At 54.1% G+C, this 15,091-nt stretch carries 18 protein-coding genes; 15 read left to right on the forward strand and 3 right to left on the reverse strand.

The window, feature by feature from the left end:
- A partial coding sequence (locus E6C74_RS21245; RefSeq protein WP_168797061.1) for a hypothetical protein occupies positions 1–131 on the reverse strand: 131 nt, incomplete at its 3' end.
- 378 nt (positions 132–509) lie between these two features.
- Here E6C74_RS21245 and metK point away from each other — a divergent pair.
- The 8 genes from metK (at position 510) to ruvX (ending at position 7,496) form a co-directional block, all read left to right on the forward strand.
- On the forward strand, positions 510–1,664 hold the full coding sequence (gene metK, locus E6C74_RS18605) for a methionine adenosyltransferase (RefSeq protein WP_136487555.1): 1,155 nt from the start codon (positions 510–512) through the stop codon (positions 1,662–1,664).
- A gap of 404 nt (positions 1,665–2,068) precedes the next feature.
- On the forward strand, positions 2,069–2,866 hold the full coding sequence (locus tag E6C74_RS18610; RefSeq protein ID WP_136487556.1) for a DUF2189 domain-containing protein: 798 nt from the start codon (positions 2,069–2,071) through the stop codon (positions 2,864–2,866).
- Between the two features lie 206 nt (positions 2,867–3,072).
- Entirely contained in the window at positions 3,073–3,579 is a 507-nt protein-coding gene (locus tag E6C74_RS18615) for a SprT family zinc-dependent metalloprotease (protein ID WP_206208448.1), read from the forward strand.
- Positions 3,580–3,760: 181 nt separating this feature from the next.
- Positions 3,761–4,477, forward strand: coding sequence for an endonuclease (locus tag E6C74_RS18620; protein WP_136487558.1), 717 nt, complete (start codon positions 3,761–3,763; stop codon positions 4,475–4,477).
- Between the two features lie 224 nt (positions 4,478–4,701).
- Positions 4,702–5,433 (forward strand): 16S rRNA (uracil(1498)-N(3))-methyltransferase, encoded by a 732-nt coding sequence (rsmE, locus tag E6C74_RS18625; RefSeq protein WP_136487559.1) that lies wholly within the window; start codon positions 4,702–4,704, stop codon positions 5,431–5,433.
- 11 nt (positions 5,434–5,444) lie between these two features.
- On the forward strand, positions 5,445–6,401 hold the full coding sequence (gene gshB, locus E6C74_RS18630) for a glutathione synthase (RefSeq protein ID WP_136487560.1): 957 nt from the start codon (positions 5,445–5,447) through the stop codon (positions 6,399–6,401).
- A 77-nt stretch (positions 6,402–6,478) separates the two neighbouring features.
- Positions 6,479–7,042: a YqgE/AlgH family protein gene (locus E6C74_RS18635; RefSeq protein WP_136487561.1), complete on the forward strand. Its 564-nt coding sequence runs from the start codon at positions 6,479–6,481 to the stop codon at positions 7,040–7,042.
- A gap of 28 nt (positions 7,043–7,070) precedes the next feature.
- Positions 7,071–7,496 (forward strand): Holliday junction resolvase RuvX, encoded by a 426-nt coding sequence (ruvX, locus tag E6C74_RS18640; RefSeq protein ID WP_136487562.1) that lies wholly within the window; start codon positions 7,071–7,073, stop codon positions 7,494–7,496.
- Between the two features lie 157 nt (positions 7,497–7,653).
- Here ruvX and E6C74_RS18645 read toward each other — a convergent pair whose 3' ends face one another.
- Together E6C74_RS18645 and E6C74_RS18650 are read right to left on the reverse strand one after the other, a co-directional pair.
- Complete coding sequence (locus tag E6C74_RS18645; RefSeq protein ID WP_136487630.1) at positions 7,654–8,769, reverse strand: PilT/PilU family type 4a pilus ATPase; 1,116 nt, start codon at positions 8,767–8,769, stop codon at positions 7,654–7,656.
- 45 nt (positions 8,770–8,814) lie between these two features.
- Positions 8,815–9,852 carry a type IV pilus twitching motility protein PilT gene (locus tag E6C74_RS18650; RefSeq protein WP_136487563.1) on the reverse strand — a complete coding sequence of 346 codons (1,038 nt, stop codon included), beginning with the start codon at positions 9,850–9,852 and terminating at the stop codon, positions 8,815–8,817.
- A 40-nt stretch (positions 9,853–9,892) separates the two neighbouring features.
- On the opposite strand from E6C74_RS18650, the gene E6C74_RS18655 reads away from it, so the two are divergent.
- The 7 genes from E6C74_RS18655 to hemW all read left to right on the forward strand — a co-directional run bounded on the left by E6C74_RS18655 (position 9,893) and on the right by hemW (position 14,992).
- Complete coding sequence (locus E6C74_RS18655; protein WP_136487564.1) at positions 9,893–10,603, forward strand: YggS family pyridoxal phosphate-dependent enzyme; 711 nt, start codon at positions 9,893–9,895, stop codon at positions 10,601–10,603.
- 211 nt (positions 10,604–10,814) lie between these two features.
- A complete protein-coding gene (gene proC, locus E6C74_RS18660; RefSeq protein WP_136487565.1) occupies positions 10,815–11,633 on the forward strand; it encodes a pyrroline-5-carboxylate reductase in 819 nt (272 codons plus the stop codon).
- Between the two features lie 122 nt (positions 11,634–11,755).
- Positions 11,756–12,313 carry a YggT family protein gene (locus tag E6C74_RS18665; protein ID WP_136487566.1) on the forward strand — a complete coding sequence of 186 codons (558 nt, stop codon included), beginning with the start codon at positions 11,756–11,758 and terminating at the stop codon, positions 12,311–12,313.
- Positions 12,313–12,603 carry a DUF167 family protein YggU gene (gene yggU, locus E6C74_RS18670; RefSeq protein WP_136487567.1) on the forward strand — a complete coding sequence of 97 codons (291 nt, stop codon included), beginning with the start codon at positions 12,313–12,315 and terminating at the stop codon, positions 12,601–12,603. Before E6C74_RS18665 ends, yggU begins: the two co-directional genes overlap by 1 nt.
- A gap of 168 nt (positions 12,604–12,771) precedes the next feature.
- Positions 12,772–13,173, forward strand: coding sequence for a DUF4426 domain-containing protein (locus E6C74_RS18675; RefSeq protein ID WP_168797063.1), 402 nt, complete (start codon positions 12,772–12,774; stop codon positions 13,171–13,173).
- Positions 13,174–13,190: 17 nt separating this feature from the next.
- Positions 13,191–13,814 carry an XTP/dITP diphosphatase gene (locus E6C74_RS18680; RefSeq protein WP_136487569.1) on the forward strand — a complete coding sequence of 208 codons (624 nt, stop codon included), beginning with the start codon at positions 13,191–13,193 and terminating at the stop codon, positions 13,812–13,814.
- On the forward strand, positions 13,814–14,992 hold the full coding sequence (hemW, locus tag E6C74_RS18685) for a radical SAM family heme chaperone HemW (RefSeq protein ID WP_136487631.1): 1,179 nt from the start codon (positions 13,814–13,816) through the stop codon (positions 14,990–14,992). The genes E6C74_RS18680 and hemW overlap by 1 nt, the downstream gene beginning before the upstream one ends.
- The last annotated feature ends 99 nt before the right edge of the window (positions 14,993–15,091 follow it).

Raw genomic sequence — 15,091 nt, forward strand, 5'->3', positions numbered from 1 at the left:
TGACTGCGCCACAGCACTTCAGCGATGTCAGCCATCCCCATCGGGGCGCCTGGGTGACCAGAGTTAGCCTGTTGTACACCATCCATGCTCAGCGCGCGGATTGCGTTAGCCAGTTGTTTACGGGAAGACATGTCAGCTCCTAAAGCAATATGCGAAAAATATCCGTCGGTCGCCAATTGACCTCACCAAGCCGCTTTCAGGGCGTGACGTTGAGGTCAATCGGGGAGAAAATTGGCCGATATTGTCGCAAAGCCGGATCGGCACTGCAAACCTTTTGCTGGCGCTTTGTTCCAATTTTGCAATGCTTTACGACATATTGATGCACAAAGCCTGCAAAAGTCCTGCCGATAAGCAAACGTTTGGTTAGCAATCAGACAAAAAAAGAGCTTGTAATTTAAGCATTCAAAACTAGAATAGACGTCTAGATGTAGAAACGCCTACATAATGAACGATTTTACAGAGCAGTGACCACGGCGCACTGCTCTTTTGATTATAGAATTGGAGCAATCATGGCTAAGCACCTGTTTACTTCTGAATCAGTATCAGAAGGCCATCCGGATAAAATCGCAGACCAAATCTCTGATGCGGTTTTAGATGCCATTTTGGAACAAGATCCAAAAGCACGTGTTGCTTGTGAAACTTACGTGAAAACCGGCATGGTTATGGTCGGTGGTGAAATCACCACTTCAGCTTGGGTTGATATCGAAGAGCTGACGCGTGAAACCGTACGTGAAATTGGCTACACCCACTCAGACATGGGTTTCGATGCGGACTCTTGTGCGGTACTGAACACCATCGGTAAACAGTCTCCAGACATCAACCAGGGCGTCGACAAATCTGACCCTAAAGAACAGGGCGCCGGCGACCAGGGCATCATGTTCGGTTATGCATGTAACGAAACTGACGTGCTGATGCCTGCACCAATTACATACTCTCACCGTCTGGTTGAGCGTCAGGCGAAAGTGCGTAAGAACGGCACCCTGCCGTGGTTGCGTCCGGATGCAAAATCTCAGGTCACTTTCCAGTACGACCAGGGCAAGATCGTCGGTATCGACGCGGTGGTTCTGTCAACGCAACACTGTGATTCAATCTCTACCCCGGATCTGCGTGAAGCGGTGATGGAAGAGATCATTAAGCCGGTTCTGCCAGCTGAATGGCTGAACAAAGAGACAAAATTCTTCATCAACCCAACCGGCCGTTTCGTTATCGGTGGTCCTATGGGTGACTGTGGCCTGACCGGTCGTAAGATCATCGTTGATACTTACGGCGGCGCAGCACGTCACGGTGGTGGTGCATTCTCTGGTAAAGATCCATCAAAAGTAGACCGCAGTGCAGCGTACGCCGCGCGTTACGTAGCGAAAAACATTGTTGCTGCCGGTATGGCTGACCGCTGTGAGATCCAGCTGTCTTACGCTATCGGTGTTGCGGATCCAACCTCAATCATGGTGGAAACGTTCGGTACTGAAAAAGTCTCACACGACATCATCATTGAAGCGGTACGTCAGTTCTTCGATCTGCGTCCGTACGGTCTGCAAGAGATGCTGAACCTGCTGCAACCTATCTACAAGAAGACCGCAGCATACGGTCACTTCGGCCGCGAAGAGTTCCCTTGGGAAGCCACTGACAAAGCCGCTGAACTGCGTGACTTCGCGGGTCTGAAATAAGTTCTTTCAACGGACATAAGTTCAGCCAGCGCACATCATAAAGCGCCACATTTCAAAGCCCTTGCCATCGCGCCAGGGCTTTTTTATTACCCCTCTTTCTTGCCCGCTTACTTGCCCGCTTAGCTCGCTGCCTATCAGTGCTTTCAATCTGCTATTGCCTGGTTAAATTTTATTCGTTTATTTGTGTTTTTGCTGCACGTCAGCAATAGTTAATACGAACATACCGAATAGTTAATACCAACAGACGCAATCGTTAATACCAACAGACGAAATAATGAATACCGATAGAATTGATACTGCGCTGCCCGGGGGACTTTCCTCTTCAAGACACCACGCTCTTGCAAGGCACCCCGCTGGCTGCGTTCCTTATCCCACTGCTGTGCCTAATCGATCAGGGAGGATTTATGCCTCGTACGGTTCACTCTTCCGACTTCGACCATAAGCAAAAAGAAGTCGGTCCACAGGAATACGCCCGCACGCTGCCATGTAACTCGGTGAGTGTGTCTGCTCCGTTTCACTGGCTGGCGCTCGGCCTGCATGACTTTATCCGCATGCCGCTCATCAGCGCGTTCTACGGGCTGTGCTTTATGGCCGCCGCGATCGGTATTGTGCTGCTGGTGCAGTGGCAAGGCACCCACCTGGTCATTCTGCCCAGTCTGGTGATCTATATGCTGATTGGCCCTTTCCTTGCGCTCGGTTTGTACGCCGCGAGCTGGGAACGGGAGAAAGGCCACTCCGCCGGTCTGCTCCATTCGATTAAAGCCATTACCCGTAACTCCAGTTCACAGTGGGCATTTGCGGTGATGCTGGCCGTGGCGATGATTTTCTGGATGCGGATTGCCGCGCTGCTGCACGCGCTCTATCCGTCGGTGCAGGGCGCGCCGCTGACCGACTTCCTGCCGTTTCTGGTGATTGGCTCGCTGGTCGGTTTCGTGATTGCCTGTGTCATCTTCAGTATCTCGGCGTTTTCGATTCCGTTGATGATGGAGCGCCGCGTCGATGTGATGACCGCCGTGTTCAGCAGCTTTAACGCGGTGAAGTCCAACATTCCGGCCATGATCGTCTGGGCCGGGGTGATTGGCGGCGGGATCCTGATTGGCTTTGCCACCTACGGTATCGGTATGCTGTTTACTATGCCGATTCTCGGCTACAGCACCTGGCACGCCTACCATGCGATCATCAAGAAGAAACATGACGGCTAATCCTGGCCACAAGCGGACAATGTGTAACAAATGACACTGATGTCAAAGGTCTCCAACCTGACTCACTGTCCCGTCCACTGGATACTACAGCGAGTACGGTCAACAGTGTTATGATAAAACCTCAGCCAAATGCTGAGGTTTTTTTTATCTTTTCTCTCGTGCCCCCGTGACCACACGCCGTTACTGAGCACGCTTCGCCGGAGTCCCTGTTTGTGGTCGATTTTGAACTGCAGTATCGCGCCAAAGCGCAAATTCAACGTTGTATCGACAAAGCCGAGCGCTATTTTAAGCGTCCCTTTGCCACTCCAAAGCTGAGCTTTCAACTGCGCGGTAAAGTGGCCGGCAAAGCCTATCTGCAGTTGCAGGAGATCCGTCTCAATCCGGTGCTGTTTGGCGAAAACCCGCACGCTTTCATCGAGGAAGTGGTGCCGCATGAAATCGCCCACCTGATCACCTATCAGATTTACGGCCGGGTGCGCCCGCACGGCAGCGAGTGGCAACACATCATGACTGAGGTATTTGGCGTGCCCGCCAATACCACCCACCGTTTCTCGGTCGCCTCAGTACAGGGCAAGACCTTTGAATATCTGTGTGCCTGTAACCGTTATCCGCTCTCGGTGCGCCGCCACAATAAAGTGCTGCGCAATCAGGCGGTGTACCGCTGCCAGCAGTGCCAGCAAACTCTGACCTTCACCGGCAAACAACTCTCTTAAAGCTGCGTCTGTGCGGCCATTGCCGAGCCTGATTTTATCGGACGTTATATGTTAACGGCCACCGCAGCGCGCAAGTTTTGGTCAGACAGTGCGCTGCGTTCCGTAATGATAAAAACATCTGCTCAAACTGCCATTTATGAGTGATAGACTGGAAAAAATCACACTATAACCAGTCTTTACTATGTTGCGTTTATTACTTGCGCTGGGCTTAAGCAGCCTGGTTTCGGCAGCCTGGGCTTCAGCACCGACCTCTTTTTATCAGGCCAAAAAGGCCGCACTGACGATTTATCAGGATCATCCGGTCAGCTTTTACTGTGGCTGTAACATCACCTGGCAGGGCAAAAAAGGCACACCGGATCTGCAGAGTTGTGGCTATCAGGTGCGCAAACAGCAAAAACGTGCCAGTCGCATCGAATGGGAACACGTTGTTCCGGCCTGGCAGTTTGGCCACCAGCTGCAATGCTGGCAAAAAGGCGGGCGCAAAGAGTGCTCACGTCATGACGCCACCTTCAAGCGTATGGAAGCGGATCTGCACAATCTGACCCCGGCGATCGGTGAGGTGAACGGCGACCGATCCAATCTCAACTTCAGCCAGTGGAACGGCATCGACGGTGCGACTTACGGCCGCTGCGAAGTACAGGTCAACTTTAAACAGCGCCGGGTGATGCCGCCGGAGCGCGCGCGCGGCGCGATTGCACGGACCTATCTGTATATGAGCGATCGCTACGGTTTTCGTCTCTCCAAGGCCCAGGCTCAGTTGATGCAGGCCTGGAACCGCCAGTATCCGGTTAACCAGTGGGAGTGCGTGCGCGATCAGCGTATCGAACGCATTCAGGGCAACCACAACCCGTATGTCATCGAGCAGTGCCGCAGCTACGCACTGAGCGCCAAACCTTAATCGTACGCGCTTTATCATCTGCGCGATAATCCGCGCGGCCACACCACAGCCTGACTGCCCGGCCGCAAGCGGCCTATGACCATGCTGACAGATGACCATGCTGACTTTGCGCCAAAACTGACTTTGTGCCAAAACAAGGGCAATCCGAGATTGCCCCTTGTTTTTTTGCTGTAAAGCGCCCATCTTAAGGGCCAGATAATTAGCATAATTTCAGGAATACCAGCATGCGAGTTCCCCGTATTTATCACCCGCACCCTATTACTCATCTTGGCGCGCTCACTTTGAGTGAGGATGCGGCCGGTCACATCGGGCGCGTACTGCGCATGCAACCGGGTCAGGAAGTGCTGCTGTTTGACGGCAGTGGCGCGGAATTTCCGGCTGTGATTACCGAATCCGGTAAGAAGCAGGTGGTGGTCGAACTTTCTGAGCGGGTTGAGAACAGTATTGAGTCCCCGCTCGATCTCCATCTGGGACAAGTCATTTCCCGTGGCGATAAAATGGAGTTCACCATTCAGAAATCGGTCGAGCTCGGCGTCAACACCATCACACCGCTCATCTCTGAGCGCTGCGGCGTCAAGCTGGATCCGAAACGGTTTGAGAAGAAACTGCAGCAATGGCAGAAGATAGCCATCAGCGCCTGTGAACAGTGTGGCCGTAATATCGTGCCGGAAATTCGTCCGATCATGAGCCTGGAAGCGTGGTGTGGCGAGCAGAGCGACGCGCTCAAACTCAACCTGCATCCACGCGCTAAATATTCCATCAATACCCTGCCACAGCCGGTAAGCAAAGTGCGCCTGCTGATTGGCCCGGAAGGCGGCCTGTCATCACAAGAGATCAAGATGACCCGCGATCACCAATTTGAAGAGACGCTGCTCGGCCCGCGCGTACTGCGCACCGAAACCGCAGCCTTAACCGCAATTACAGCCCTGCAAGTTCGCTTCGGCGATCTTGGCTAACGGAGATGAGCATGATTAAACTCGGCATCGTAATGGACCCGATTTCGTCCATTAACATCAAAAAAGACACCAGCTTCGCCATGATGCTAGAAGCGCAACGTCGCGGTTATGAGATTCATTATATGGAGATGAATGATCTACACTTAGATCAAGGCGTCGCCATGGCTGACACCAAAGTTGTCGAGCTGAAAGAAGATCCAACCGGCTGGTATGAATTCAAGTCCGAGCAATCCATCGCCCTGTCTGAACTCGACGCCGTGCTGATGCGTAAAGATCCTCCGTTTGATACTGAATACATTTACGCGACCTACATTCTGGAACGTGCAGAAGAAGAAGGTACCCTGGTGGTCAACAAGCCACAAAGCCTGCGTGACTGTAACGAAAAACTGTTCACTGCCTGGTTCCCGGAACTGACGCCGACCACGATGGTGACGCGTAAAGCCGAGAAGATTAAAGCGTTCCGCGAGCAGCATGGTGACATTATCCTTAAGCCTCTCGACGGCATGGGCGGCGCCTCGATTTTCCGGGTCAAGCAAGGCGATCCGAACGTGTCGGTGATCATTGAAACGCTGACCAACCAGGGACAAAACTACTGCATGGCACAGACGTTCGTGCCGGATATCAGCAACGGTGACAAACGTATCCTGGTGGTGGATGGTGAACCGATGCCTTACTGTCTGGCTCGTATTCCGGCCGCCGGTGAAACCCGTGGTAACCTGGCTGCCGGTGGTCGTGGTGAAGCACGCCCGATCAGCGACACTGATCGCAAGATTGCCGAAACCGTGGCACCGGTACTAAAAGAAAAAGGTCTGATCTTTGTCGGCCTTGACGTCATTGGCGATAAACTGACTGAGATTAACGTGACCAGCCCGACTTGCGTACGCGAGATTGAGGCGGCCTTCGATATCTCAATCACAGGTAAACTGATGGACGCGATTGAGCGTCGTATCAAAGCCTTGTCATTGTAAGGAGCTCCGCTCCTGAAAATTGGGCCTCACTCGCGGTGCAAATACCGCAGTGCCGGCCCTTGCAAGTGGAGACACAGATGAACCTGACCAACCATTTTCTCGTCGCCATGCCGAGCATGCAGGATCCTTACTTCAAGCACAGTGTGATTTACATCTGTGAACACAATGAAGAGGGGGCGATGGGGCTGATGATCAATGCTCCGATTGATGTCACTGTCGGCGGGATGCTCGAGCAGGTTGAAGTGGAAGCGGCGTATCCGCAGTCACACGCTGACAGCCTGAAACGTCCGGTATTTAACGGTGGGCCGATTTCGGAAGATCGCGGTTTTATTCTGCACCGTCCGAAAGATCATTATGAATCGAGCATTCATATGACCAACGAGATCAGTGTCACCACCTCAAAAGATATTCTGACGGTACTGGGCACCGATGCCGAGCCAAGCGGCTACATTGTCGCACTGGGTTACTCCGGCTGGTCGCCGGGTCAGCTCGAAGATGAACTGGCGGAAAACTCCTGGCTGACGATTGAAGCCGATCCGGAGCTGATCTTTAACACCCCGGTGCATGAAAAGTGGAATAAAGCGATTCAGAAACTGGGTATTAATCCGCACCAGCTGTCCACCCAGACCGGACACGCCTGAGCGGCGCGCAATTTAAGAGAAACACCCTATGTCACGCACTATTATGGCGTTTGATTTCGGTACTAAGAGTATCGGCAGCGCCATTGGCCAGGAAATCACTGGCACCGCCTCACCATTGAAAGCGTTTAAAGCCAACGATGGCATTCCCAACTGGGATGAGATTGAAAAGCAGATCAAAGAGTGGCAACCCGATCTGCTGGTGGTTGGCCTGCCGACTGACCTGCAAGGCAAAGCGCTGGAAACCATTACCCCGCGCGCCAAGAAGTTTGCCCAGCGGCTGCACGGCCGCTACGGCCTGCCGGTCGAACTGCATGATGAACGGCTGTCAACGGCCGAAGCGCGCGCCGAGCTGTTCTCGATGGGCGGCTACAAAGCGCTGAGCAAAGGCAACGTCGACTGCCAGTCGGCGGTGGTGATCCTGGAAAGCTGGTTCGAAACCCTGTGGGGCGAATAGCGACTGACTGCGCAGCATTTCCATCCTGCTCCAGCAACAGCATGTAAAAAACAGCCTGCTTCGGCTGTTTTTTATCATTCCCCATCACCCCGGGCGCTGAATCCATATACACTTAGTCCATATACACTTAGTCCATATAAACTTGGTCCATATAAACTTAGTCCATATCAATCTGCACATTCGCCAGTGAACCGCCGGACAGCGCAGAACCCTCTGTGCCCGAGCGGGTTTTGAGCATCAGACGCAGATCATTGGCCGAATCGGCACTGTGCAGCGCTTCCTGCTCATCGATTTTATCCTCTGCCACCAGCTGGTACAGCGCCTGATCAAAGGTCTGCATGCCGTTTTCACGTGATTTGGCCATGGTCGCTTTCAGTTCATGCAGATCGCCGCGCCGGATAAGATCCGCCACGCGCGGACTGTTGAGCAATATTTCAAACACCCCGTGCCGCCCCTGACCCTGTTTATCCGCCAGCAATTGTTGCGCGATAATCCCTTGCAGGTTGAGCGACAGATCAAACAGAAACTGCTCGCGGCGCTCTTTGCTGACCAGATGTAAAATGCGCTCCAGCGCCTGGTTGGCATTATTAGCGTGCAGGGTAGCCAGACACAGATGGCCGGTTTCGGCAAAGGTCATGGCGTATTCCATCGTCTCACGTGTGCGGATCTCCCCGATGACGATCATGTCCGGCGCCTGACGCAGCGAGTTTTTCAGCGCCACTTCAAAACTGTCGGTATCCAGGCCGACTTCACGCTGGGTCACGATACTGCGCTGATGGGGATGAACGAACTCAATCGGATCTTCCACGCTGAGGATATGCCCGCTGCGCTCGGCATTGCGATAGCCGGTCATCGCCGCCAGGGTGGTCGACTTACCGGAGCCGGTCGCTCCCACTACCAGCACCAGGCCGCGCTTGGCCAGTGCCAGATCTTTCAGTACCGGCGGCAAATCGAGCTGCTCAAAGGTCGGGATGTCGGTTTCGATGCGGCGGATCACCGCGCCCGGCTGCTCGCGCTGCATAAAAGCACTGACCCGGAAACGGCCAAAGTCACGCACCAGGGCAAAATTAGCTTCATGGCTGGCGGCAAACTCTTGCTGGCGGGCACTGTCCATCATCGCATCCAGCAGTTGCCCGACCTGAGCCGAGCCAAGTGCACTGCCCTCAGCCTCCAGTGCACCGTTGACCCGGTACAGCAGCGGCGCGCCGACCGTGATATAGATATCGGACGCTTTACGCGTCACCATGCCCTGCAGGCACTCATCGAGTTGCATCATGCTCTCTTTATCCTGATTACTCATAAACGCTCGGCCAGCAGCTTAAAACCCAGCAATATCGGTGGCGATTTTTTGCTGCACTTCAGCCTGATCCACCAGCCCTTTCGCCAGCAGCTGCTTGGCATTCTGCTCCATGGTCTGCATGCCGTGCATGGCACCGGTCTGGATAATCGAGTACATCTGCGCCACTTTATCCTCGCGGATCAAGTTACGGATCGCCGGTGTGGCCAGCATCACCTCATGACAGGCCACCCGGCCACCCCCGACCCGTTTGAGCAGCTTCTGGGCGATCACCGCGCGCAGTGACTCCGACAGCATGGAGCGCACCATAGATTTATCATTGCCGGGGAAGACATCGATAATCCGGTCGATGGTTTTCGCCGCCGAGCTGGTGTGCAGGGTACCAAACACTAAGTGGCCGGTTTCTGCGGCGGTCAGCGCCAGGCTGATAGTCTCCTGGTCACGCAGCTCACCAACCAGAATCACATCCGGATCCTCACGCAGCGCGCTGCGCAGCGCATTTTTAAAGCTATGGGTATCGCGGTGCACTTCACGCTGGTTAATCAGGCATTTATTGTTGCTATGGACAAACTCGATCGGGTCTTCAATGGTCAGGATATGTTTATTATGGTGGGCATTGATGTAATCCACCATCGCCGCCAGTGTGGTCGATTTACCGGAACCAGTCGGGCCGGTGACCAGCACCAGGCCTTTCTCATAGTTGGCGATTTTACTGAAGATCTCCGGCGCTTCCAGCTGCTCTAAACTTGGAATCGTGGTCGGGATGGTCCGCAGCACCGCTGAGGCACCACGCGCCTGATGAAATGCGTTGACCCGGAAACGGCCGACCGACGGCAGTTCAAAGGAAAAGTCCACTTCGAGCCGTTCTTCATACTCGCTGCGCTGGGCATCGTTCATAATTTCAAAAATTAATCGATGCACGTCAGCATGGCTAAAAGCAGGCACACCAAGCTTTCTCACCTCGCCGTCGATGCGAACCATCGGAGGAACGCCTGCAGAAAGATGTAGATCTGACGCATTATGTTTTACACTAAATTCCAGTAATTCAGAGATATCCATTTAATTTTCCTATGGTCAACAGACCCAAATAAGTCCGGCTATGAGTAGTATTCAACAAAATCTTGAACTTATCACGGCGCAGATCGCAAGCGCACAACAAAAGTGTGGTCGCGCTCCAGGCTCAGTGCAACTTCTGGCAGTGAGCAAGACTAAACCGGTTGAAGCCATTCTGGAAGCTGCCGCGGCAGGCCAGCGCAGCTTTGGTGAAAACTATGTCCAGGAAGGCTGCGATAAAGTGCAGTTTTTCGCCACCCAACATCCTGAGCTCGATCTGGAATGGCATTTTATCGGCCCGCTGCAATCCAATAAAACCCGCCTGATTGCCGAGCACTTTGACTGGATGCACACCATTGACCGCGCCAAGATTGCCCAGCGCCTCAGTGAACAGCGTCCGGCCCATCTGCCGCCGCTGCAGGTGCTTATCCAGGTGAATACCAGTGGTGAAACCTCTAAGTCCGGCATCAGTGCGCAGCAATTATTTCCGCTCGCGGAATTGATTTCTACTCTGCCGGGCCTCACGTTAAGAGGATTGATGTCAATTCCGGAGAACGTCACCGACTATCAGTCGCAGTTGGCCGCCTTTCAGCAACTGGCCGCGTTAAAACAGCAACTGGCGGACAAGTTTGACGGCATTGATACCCTGTCGATGGGCATGAGCGGCGATATGGACGCGGCAATTGAAGCCGGCAGTACCATTGTGCGCATCGGTACCGCGATTTTTGGTCAGCGCGATTACAGCCAGAAAGGGTAATCCGCGCCGTGATCCAGGGTGTGGTTAACGTACCATTTGCCGCACCGTTTTACCGTCTGTAACGATTTAAGCGGGTGCACCGCGCAGACAGACTGTACCCTAAGTCATCAGTCTGGTTGTGACACGAATTTGGAACTCAGGTCTGCGGCTCTGAGCCGGTATCGGCCGATATCAGCACAGGTCAGCAGCCACAATATTGGACAAGAGAAGCATGGAACAAAGAACCGTCGCCTTTATCGGCGCAGGAAACATGGCACACGCCATCATCGCAGGTTTGGTCAGCAGCGGCTATCCGGCGCAGAGCATCATTGCCACCGCACCTTCTGAAACCCGCCGCCTGCCGCTGGAGCAGAACTATGGTATCCGCACCAGCAGTGACAACCTGGCGGCGGCCAGCGAAGCCGATGTGGTGGTGCTGGCAGTCAAACCGCAGCTGATGGCTGAGGTTTGTAAGCCGCTGCAGGCGATCGATTTTTCCGGCAAGCTGGTGATTTCGATTGCGGCTGGTGTGTCGGCGGCGCGTCTCAATGAGATGCTGGCAACGCAACTGCGTCTGGTGCGCGTCATGCCAAACACCCCTTCGCTGGTGAACCGCGGTATGGCCGGTCTGTTTGCCTCCCCGCAGGTGGCCGAGCAGGATAAAGTGTTCACCGCAGATCTGATGCGCGCCGTGGGTGAAGTATGCTGGGTGGAACAAGAGTCAGGCATTAACAGCGTGATTGCTGCGGCAGGCAGTGCCCCGGCCTATTTCTTCCTGTTTATGGAAGCAATGCAGGCTGAAGCGATAGCCCAAGGCTTTGACGCGGCAACCGCGCGTCTGCTGGTGCAGCAGTCAGCGCTCGGCGCTGCGGAGATGGTTAAAGCCAATCCGCAGATTGAACTGTCGACCCTGCGTGAGCAGGTGACCTCGAAAGGCGGCACCACCGCCGAAGCCATCCGCACTTTCAATGAGCATCAGCTCAGTGAGATTGTCGCGCAAGCGATGCGCGCTGCCGTGAGCCGCGCACAAGAGATGGAAAAATTATTTTAATATTAACGATCGTTTCATTACCCTAGTGCACACTCAATACTTCCGCTGCCGCACCCGTGCCAGACAGTGGTAAATTGTGGAGTGTCAGACCCAACGATCATCCTACGCAGTAAGGGCAACCTATGAATGCAATGAGTTTTTTAATCTCCACCCTGTTTGATCTTTATATCATGGTCGTGATTCTTAGAATCTGGCTGCAGGCAGCGCGTGCTGATTTCTACAACCCATTTTCCCAGTTTGTGGTAAAAGCGACCCAGCCGGTAGTCGGCCCGCTTCGCCGTGTTATTCCATCCGTCGGCAGCCTGGATCTGGCCACGATCTTGTTCGGTTATGTGTTGTGTATTCTCAAATACGTTGCCCTGATCCTGATCGCCTCCGGCGGCAGTGTGGTATTCAGCGCTGACTTCCTGTTACTTGGCCTGTTGTCGCTGATTAAAGCGGCCGGTGGCCTGCTGTTCTGGGTACTGCTGCTGCGCGCGATTCTGAGCTGGGTTAGCCAGGGTCGCAGCCCGGTGGAGTACGTGTTCCATCAGCTGACCGAGCCGATGCTGGCGCCGATTCGCCGCGTGATCCCTGTGATGGGCGGTTTTGACCTCAGCGTACTGGTGCTGTTCATTGTGCTGCAGTTTGCTAACTTCCTGATGGGTGACTTTATCGGTCCTATCTGGTATCAGCTATAATGAAAGCAGCCTGGTTTGACGGGGACGATCTGGTGTTACGGCTGTATATTCAGCCCAAAGCGAGCCGTGACACGATTGTCGGTTTGCATGGCGATGAGCTCAAAGTGGCGATTACCGCCCCGCCGGTGGACGGCAAAGCCAACGCACATCTCAGTAAGTTCCTGGCAAAACAGTGTAAGGTAGCGAAAGGACTGATCGCGATAGAAAAAGGGGAGCTTGGCCGCCACAAACAAGTGCGCATCAGTGCTCCGGTCTGTCTGCCGCCGCCGGTTGCGGCACTGCTCAGTTAATTACATACTTCCCCACCTTATGGTGGGGATTGTTTTTAGAGCAGTGCCATTTTATTACCATCCCGAACCTGCGGGGCGGGTGGGTCTTTTATGGAGAAAGCCCTTATGCATCTGAAACATTCACTGCGCCAGCTCAGCGCGCGTCACTGGGCACTGGGCCTGCTGCTGATGGCCATTGCGCTACCGGCCAGCGCACAACAACAGATCACGATCAAGGATATTGAGGTACACTACTCGGCGTTTAACTCGACCTTCCTCACGCCGCAAGTCGCCACGCAGTACCAGTTGACCCGTAATGGCTACTCGGCCATCCTCAACGTCAGCGTACTCGATACGGCCGCGCTGGGTAAACCGGCCACCGAGGCTAAGCTCTCCGGCCAGGCCAAGAACCTGATCGGCAACATGCGCGAGCTGGAGTTTCGCGAGGTGAAAGAAGGCGATGCGATTTATTATCTGGCTGAATTTCCGATCAGTAACGAAGAAAACCTGACCTTTGACATTGACGTCAACGCCGGGATGAAAGGCGCCGGCAAGCTCAAATTCAGCCAAAAATTTTATGTAGAACCGTAAACAAAATTGAGATAAGCATGAACAAGATTGTATTGGCCACTGGTAACCAGGGCAAAGTACGCGAAATGGCCGACCTGCTGGCCGAATTTGGTTTTGACGTGGTCGCACAAAGCGAATTTAACGTCTCTGACGTGGCAGAAACCGGCACCACCTTTATCGAAAACGCGATTATCAAAGCGCGTCACGCCGCCAAAGAGACCGGTATGGCGGCGATTGCTGATGACTCAGGCCTGGAAGTGGATTACCTGGCCGGTGCGCCGGGTGTCTATTCTGCCCGTTACGCAGGTGTTGGCGCGACCGATGCCGACAATCTCAATAAGCTGCTTGAGGCGATGCAGGGCGTACCGCAGGAGCAGCGCACGGCGCGTTTCCACTGCGTGCTGGTACTGATGCGTCACGCTGACGACCCAACACCGCTGGTGTGCCACGGTAAGTGGGAAGGGCGTATTCTGGAGCAGGCTCAGGGCAGTAACGGTTTTGGCTATGATCCTGTGTTCTTTGTACCGCAAGAGAACTGCGCTTCGGCAGAGCTTGAACCGGCGCGTAAGAAGCAACTGTCACACCGTGGGCAGGCATTGCACAAGCTGTTTCAGGCGATTGAAGAACAAAAGCAGTTTGCCATTGAAGAGCAGAAGCTGTGATGTTAACTCCTCCGGCGCTGAGCCTGTATGTGCACATTCCGTGGTGCGTGCAGAAATGCCCGTACTGCGACTTTAACTCGCACGCCCTGAAAAATGATATTCCGGAAGATGAGTATATTGATGCCCTGCTGGAAGATCTCGATACCGATATTGAGCGTTATCAGCTCAATCAGGCCCCGCGCCCGCTGCATTCGATTTTTATCGGCGGCGGTACGCCAAGCCTGATTTCAGCCGAAGGCATCGGCCGACTGCTGCGCGGGATTGAAGCACGGATCCCGTTTCAGCCGGAGATCGAAATCACCATGGAAGCCAACCCGGGCACGATTGAAGCCGAGCGTTTTGCCGGCTACCGCAGCGCGGGCGTGACCCGGATTTCAATTGGGGTGCAGAGCTTTGAGCCGGAGAAACTGACCCGCCTCGGCCGCATTCATGGTCAGGCTGAAGCGGTCAATGCCGCCAAACTGGCGCACCAGATTGGCCTCAACAGCTTTAACCTTGATCTGATGCACGGCCTGCCGGATCAGAGCCTGGAGCAGGCGCTGGCTGATCTTGACCGCGCGATCGAGCTCGATCCACCGCACCTGTCCTGGTATCAGCTCACCATCGAGCCCAATACGCTGTTTTACTTTAAGCCGCCAACCCTGCCGGATGATGATGCGCTGTGGGATATTTTTGATCTCGGCCATCACAAGCTGACCGAGGCCGGTTATGTACAGTATGAGATCTCCGGTTACAGCAAACCGGGTTATCAGTGCCAGCACAACCTCAACTACTGGCGTTTTGGTGATTATCTGGGTATCGGCTGCGGCTCGCACGGCAAGCTCAGTTTCAGTGATGGCCGCATCGTACGGACCACTAAGGTGAAGCATCCGCGCGGTTATCTGGCGGCCTATCAGAATCTGACCAAGCCGTATCTGGATAACGAGCAGCTGGTGGCCGATATCGATCGTCCGTTCGAGTTCTTTATGAACCGTTTCCGTTTGATCGAGCCGTGTCCGAAAGCTGACTTCACCGCCACCACCGGCCTGCCGCTCAGTGTGATTGAACCTACCCTCAACTGGGCGTTGCAGCAGGGCTATCTGAGTGAGGATACCACCCACTGGCAGATCACCGAGAAAGGTAAACTGTTCTTAAACGATCTGCTGGAAGCCTTTATGGCGGAAGAAGAAGACAAGTAGCTTCCGTAGCTTGCTCACCTCATCGAGGTTATCTCAGCTGCTGTTCGTGAATGAGAAATAGCAAAAAGTCAGCCGATTGGCTGACTTTTGTCTCTGCAG

Origin of the sequence: Vibrio sp. H11, assembly GCF_004804295.1 — a bacterium.
In the GTDB taxonomy this organism is placed as follows: Bacteria; Pseudomonadota; Gammaproteobacteria; order Enterobacterales; family Vibrionaceae; genus Vibrio; species Vibrio ostreae.

Bases quoted from the DNA above. Each gene is read 5' to 3' on its own strand.
- metK (WP_136487555.1), top strand. From the start codon at position 510: ATGGCTAAGCACCTGTTTACTTCTGAATCAGTATCAGAAGGCCATCCG.
- E6C74_RS18610 (WP_136487556.1), top strand. From the start codon at position 2,069: ATGCCTCGTACGGTTCACTCTTCCGACTTCGACCATAAGCAAAAAGAA.
- E6C74_RS18620 (WP_136487558.1), top strand. From the start codon at position 3,761: ATGTTGCGTTTATTACTTGCGCTGGGCTTAAGCAGCCTGGTTTCGGCA.
- rsmE (WP_136487559.1), top strand. From the start codon at position 4,702: ATGCGAGTTCCCCGTATTTATCACCCGCACCCTATTACTCATCTTGGC.
- gshB (WP_136487560.1), top strand. From the start codon at position 5,445: ATGATTAAACTCGGCATCGTAATGGACCCGATTTCGTCCATTAACATC.
- E6C74_RS18635 (WP_136487561.1), top strand. From the start codon at position 6,479: ATGAACCTGACCAACCATTTTCTCGTCGCCATGCCGAGCATGCAGGAT.
- ruvX (WP_136487562.1), top strand. From the start codon at position 7,071: ATGTCACGCACTATTATGGCGTTTGATTTCGGTACTAAGAGTATCGGC.
- E6C74_RS18645 (WP_136487630.1), bottom strand. From the start codon at position 8,769: ATGCAACTCGATGAGTGCCTGCAGGGCATGGTGACGCGTAAAGCGTCC.
- E6C74_RS18650 (WP_136487563.1), bottom strand. From the start codon at position 9,852: ATGGATATCTCTGAATTACTGGAATTTAGTGTAAAACATAATGCGTCA.
- E6C74_RS18655 (WP_136487564.1), top strand. From the start codon at position 9,893: ATGAGTAGTATTCAACAAAATCTTGAACTTATCACGGCGCAGATCGCA.
- proC (WP_136487565.1), top strand. From the start codon at position 10,815: ATGGAACAAAGAACCGTCGCCTTTATCGGCGCAGGAAACATGGCACAC.
- E6C74_RS18665 (WP_136487566.1), top strand. From the start codon at position 11,756: ATGAATGCAATGAGTTTTTTAATCTCCACCCTGTTTGATCTTTATATC.
- yggU (WP_136487567.1), top strand. From the start codon at position 12,313: ATGAAAGCAGCCTGGTTTGACGGGGACGATCTGGTGTTACGGCTGTAT.
- E6C74_RS18675 (WP_168797063.1), top strand. From the start codon at position 12,772: ATGGCCATTGCGCTACCGGCCAGCGCACAACAACAGATCACGATCAAG.
- E6C74_RS18680 (WP_136487569.1), top strand. From the start codon at position 13,191: ATGAACAAGATTGTATTGGCCACTGGTAACCAGGGCAAAGTACGCGAA.
- hemW (WP_136487631.1), top strand. From the start codon at position 13,814: ATGTTAACTCCTCCGGCGCTGAGCCTGTATGTGCACATTCCGTGGTGC.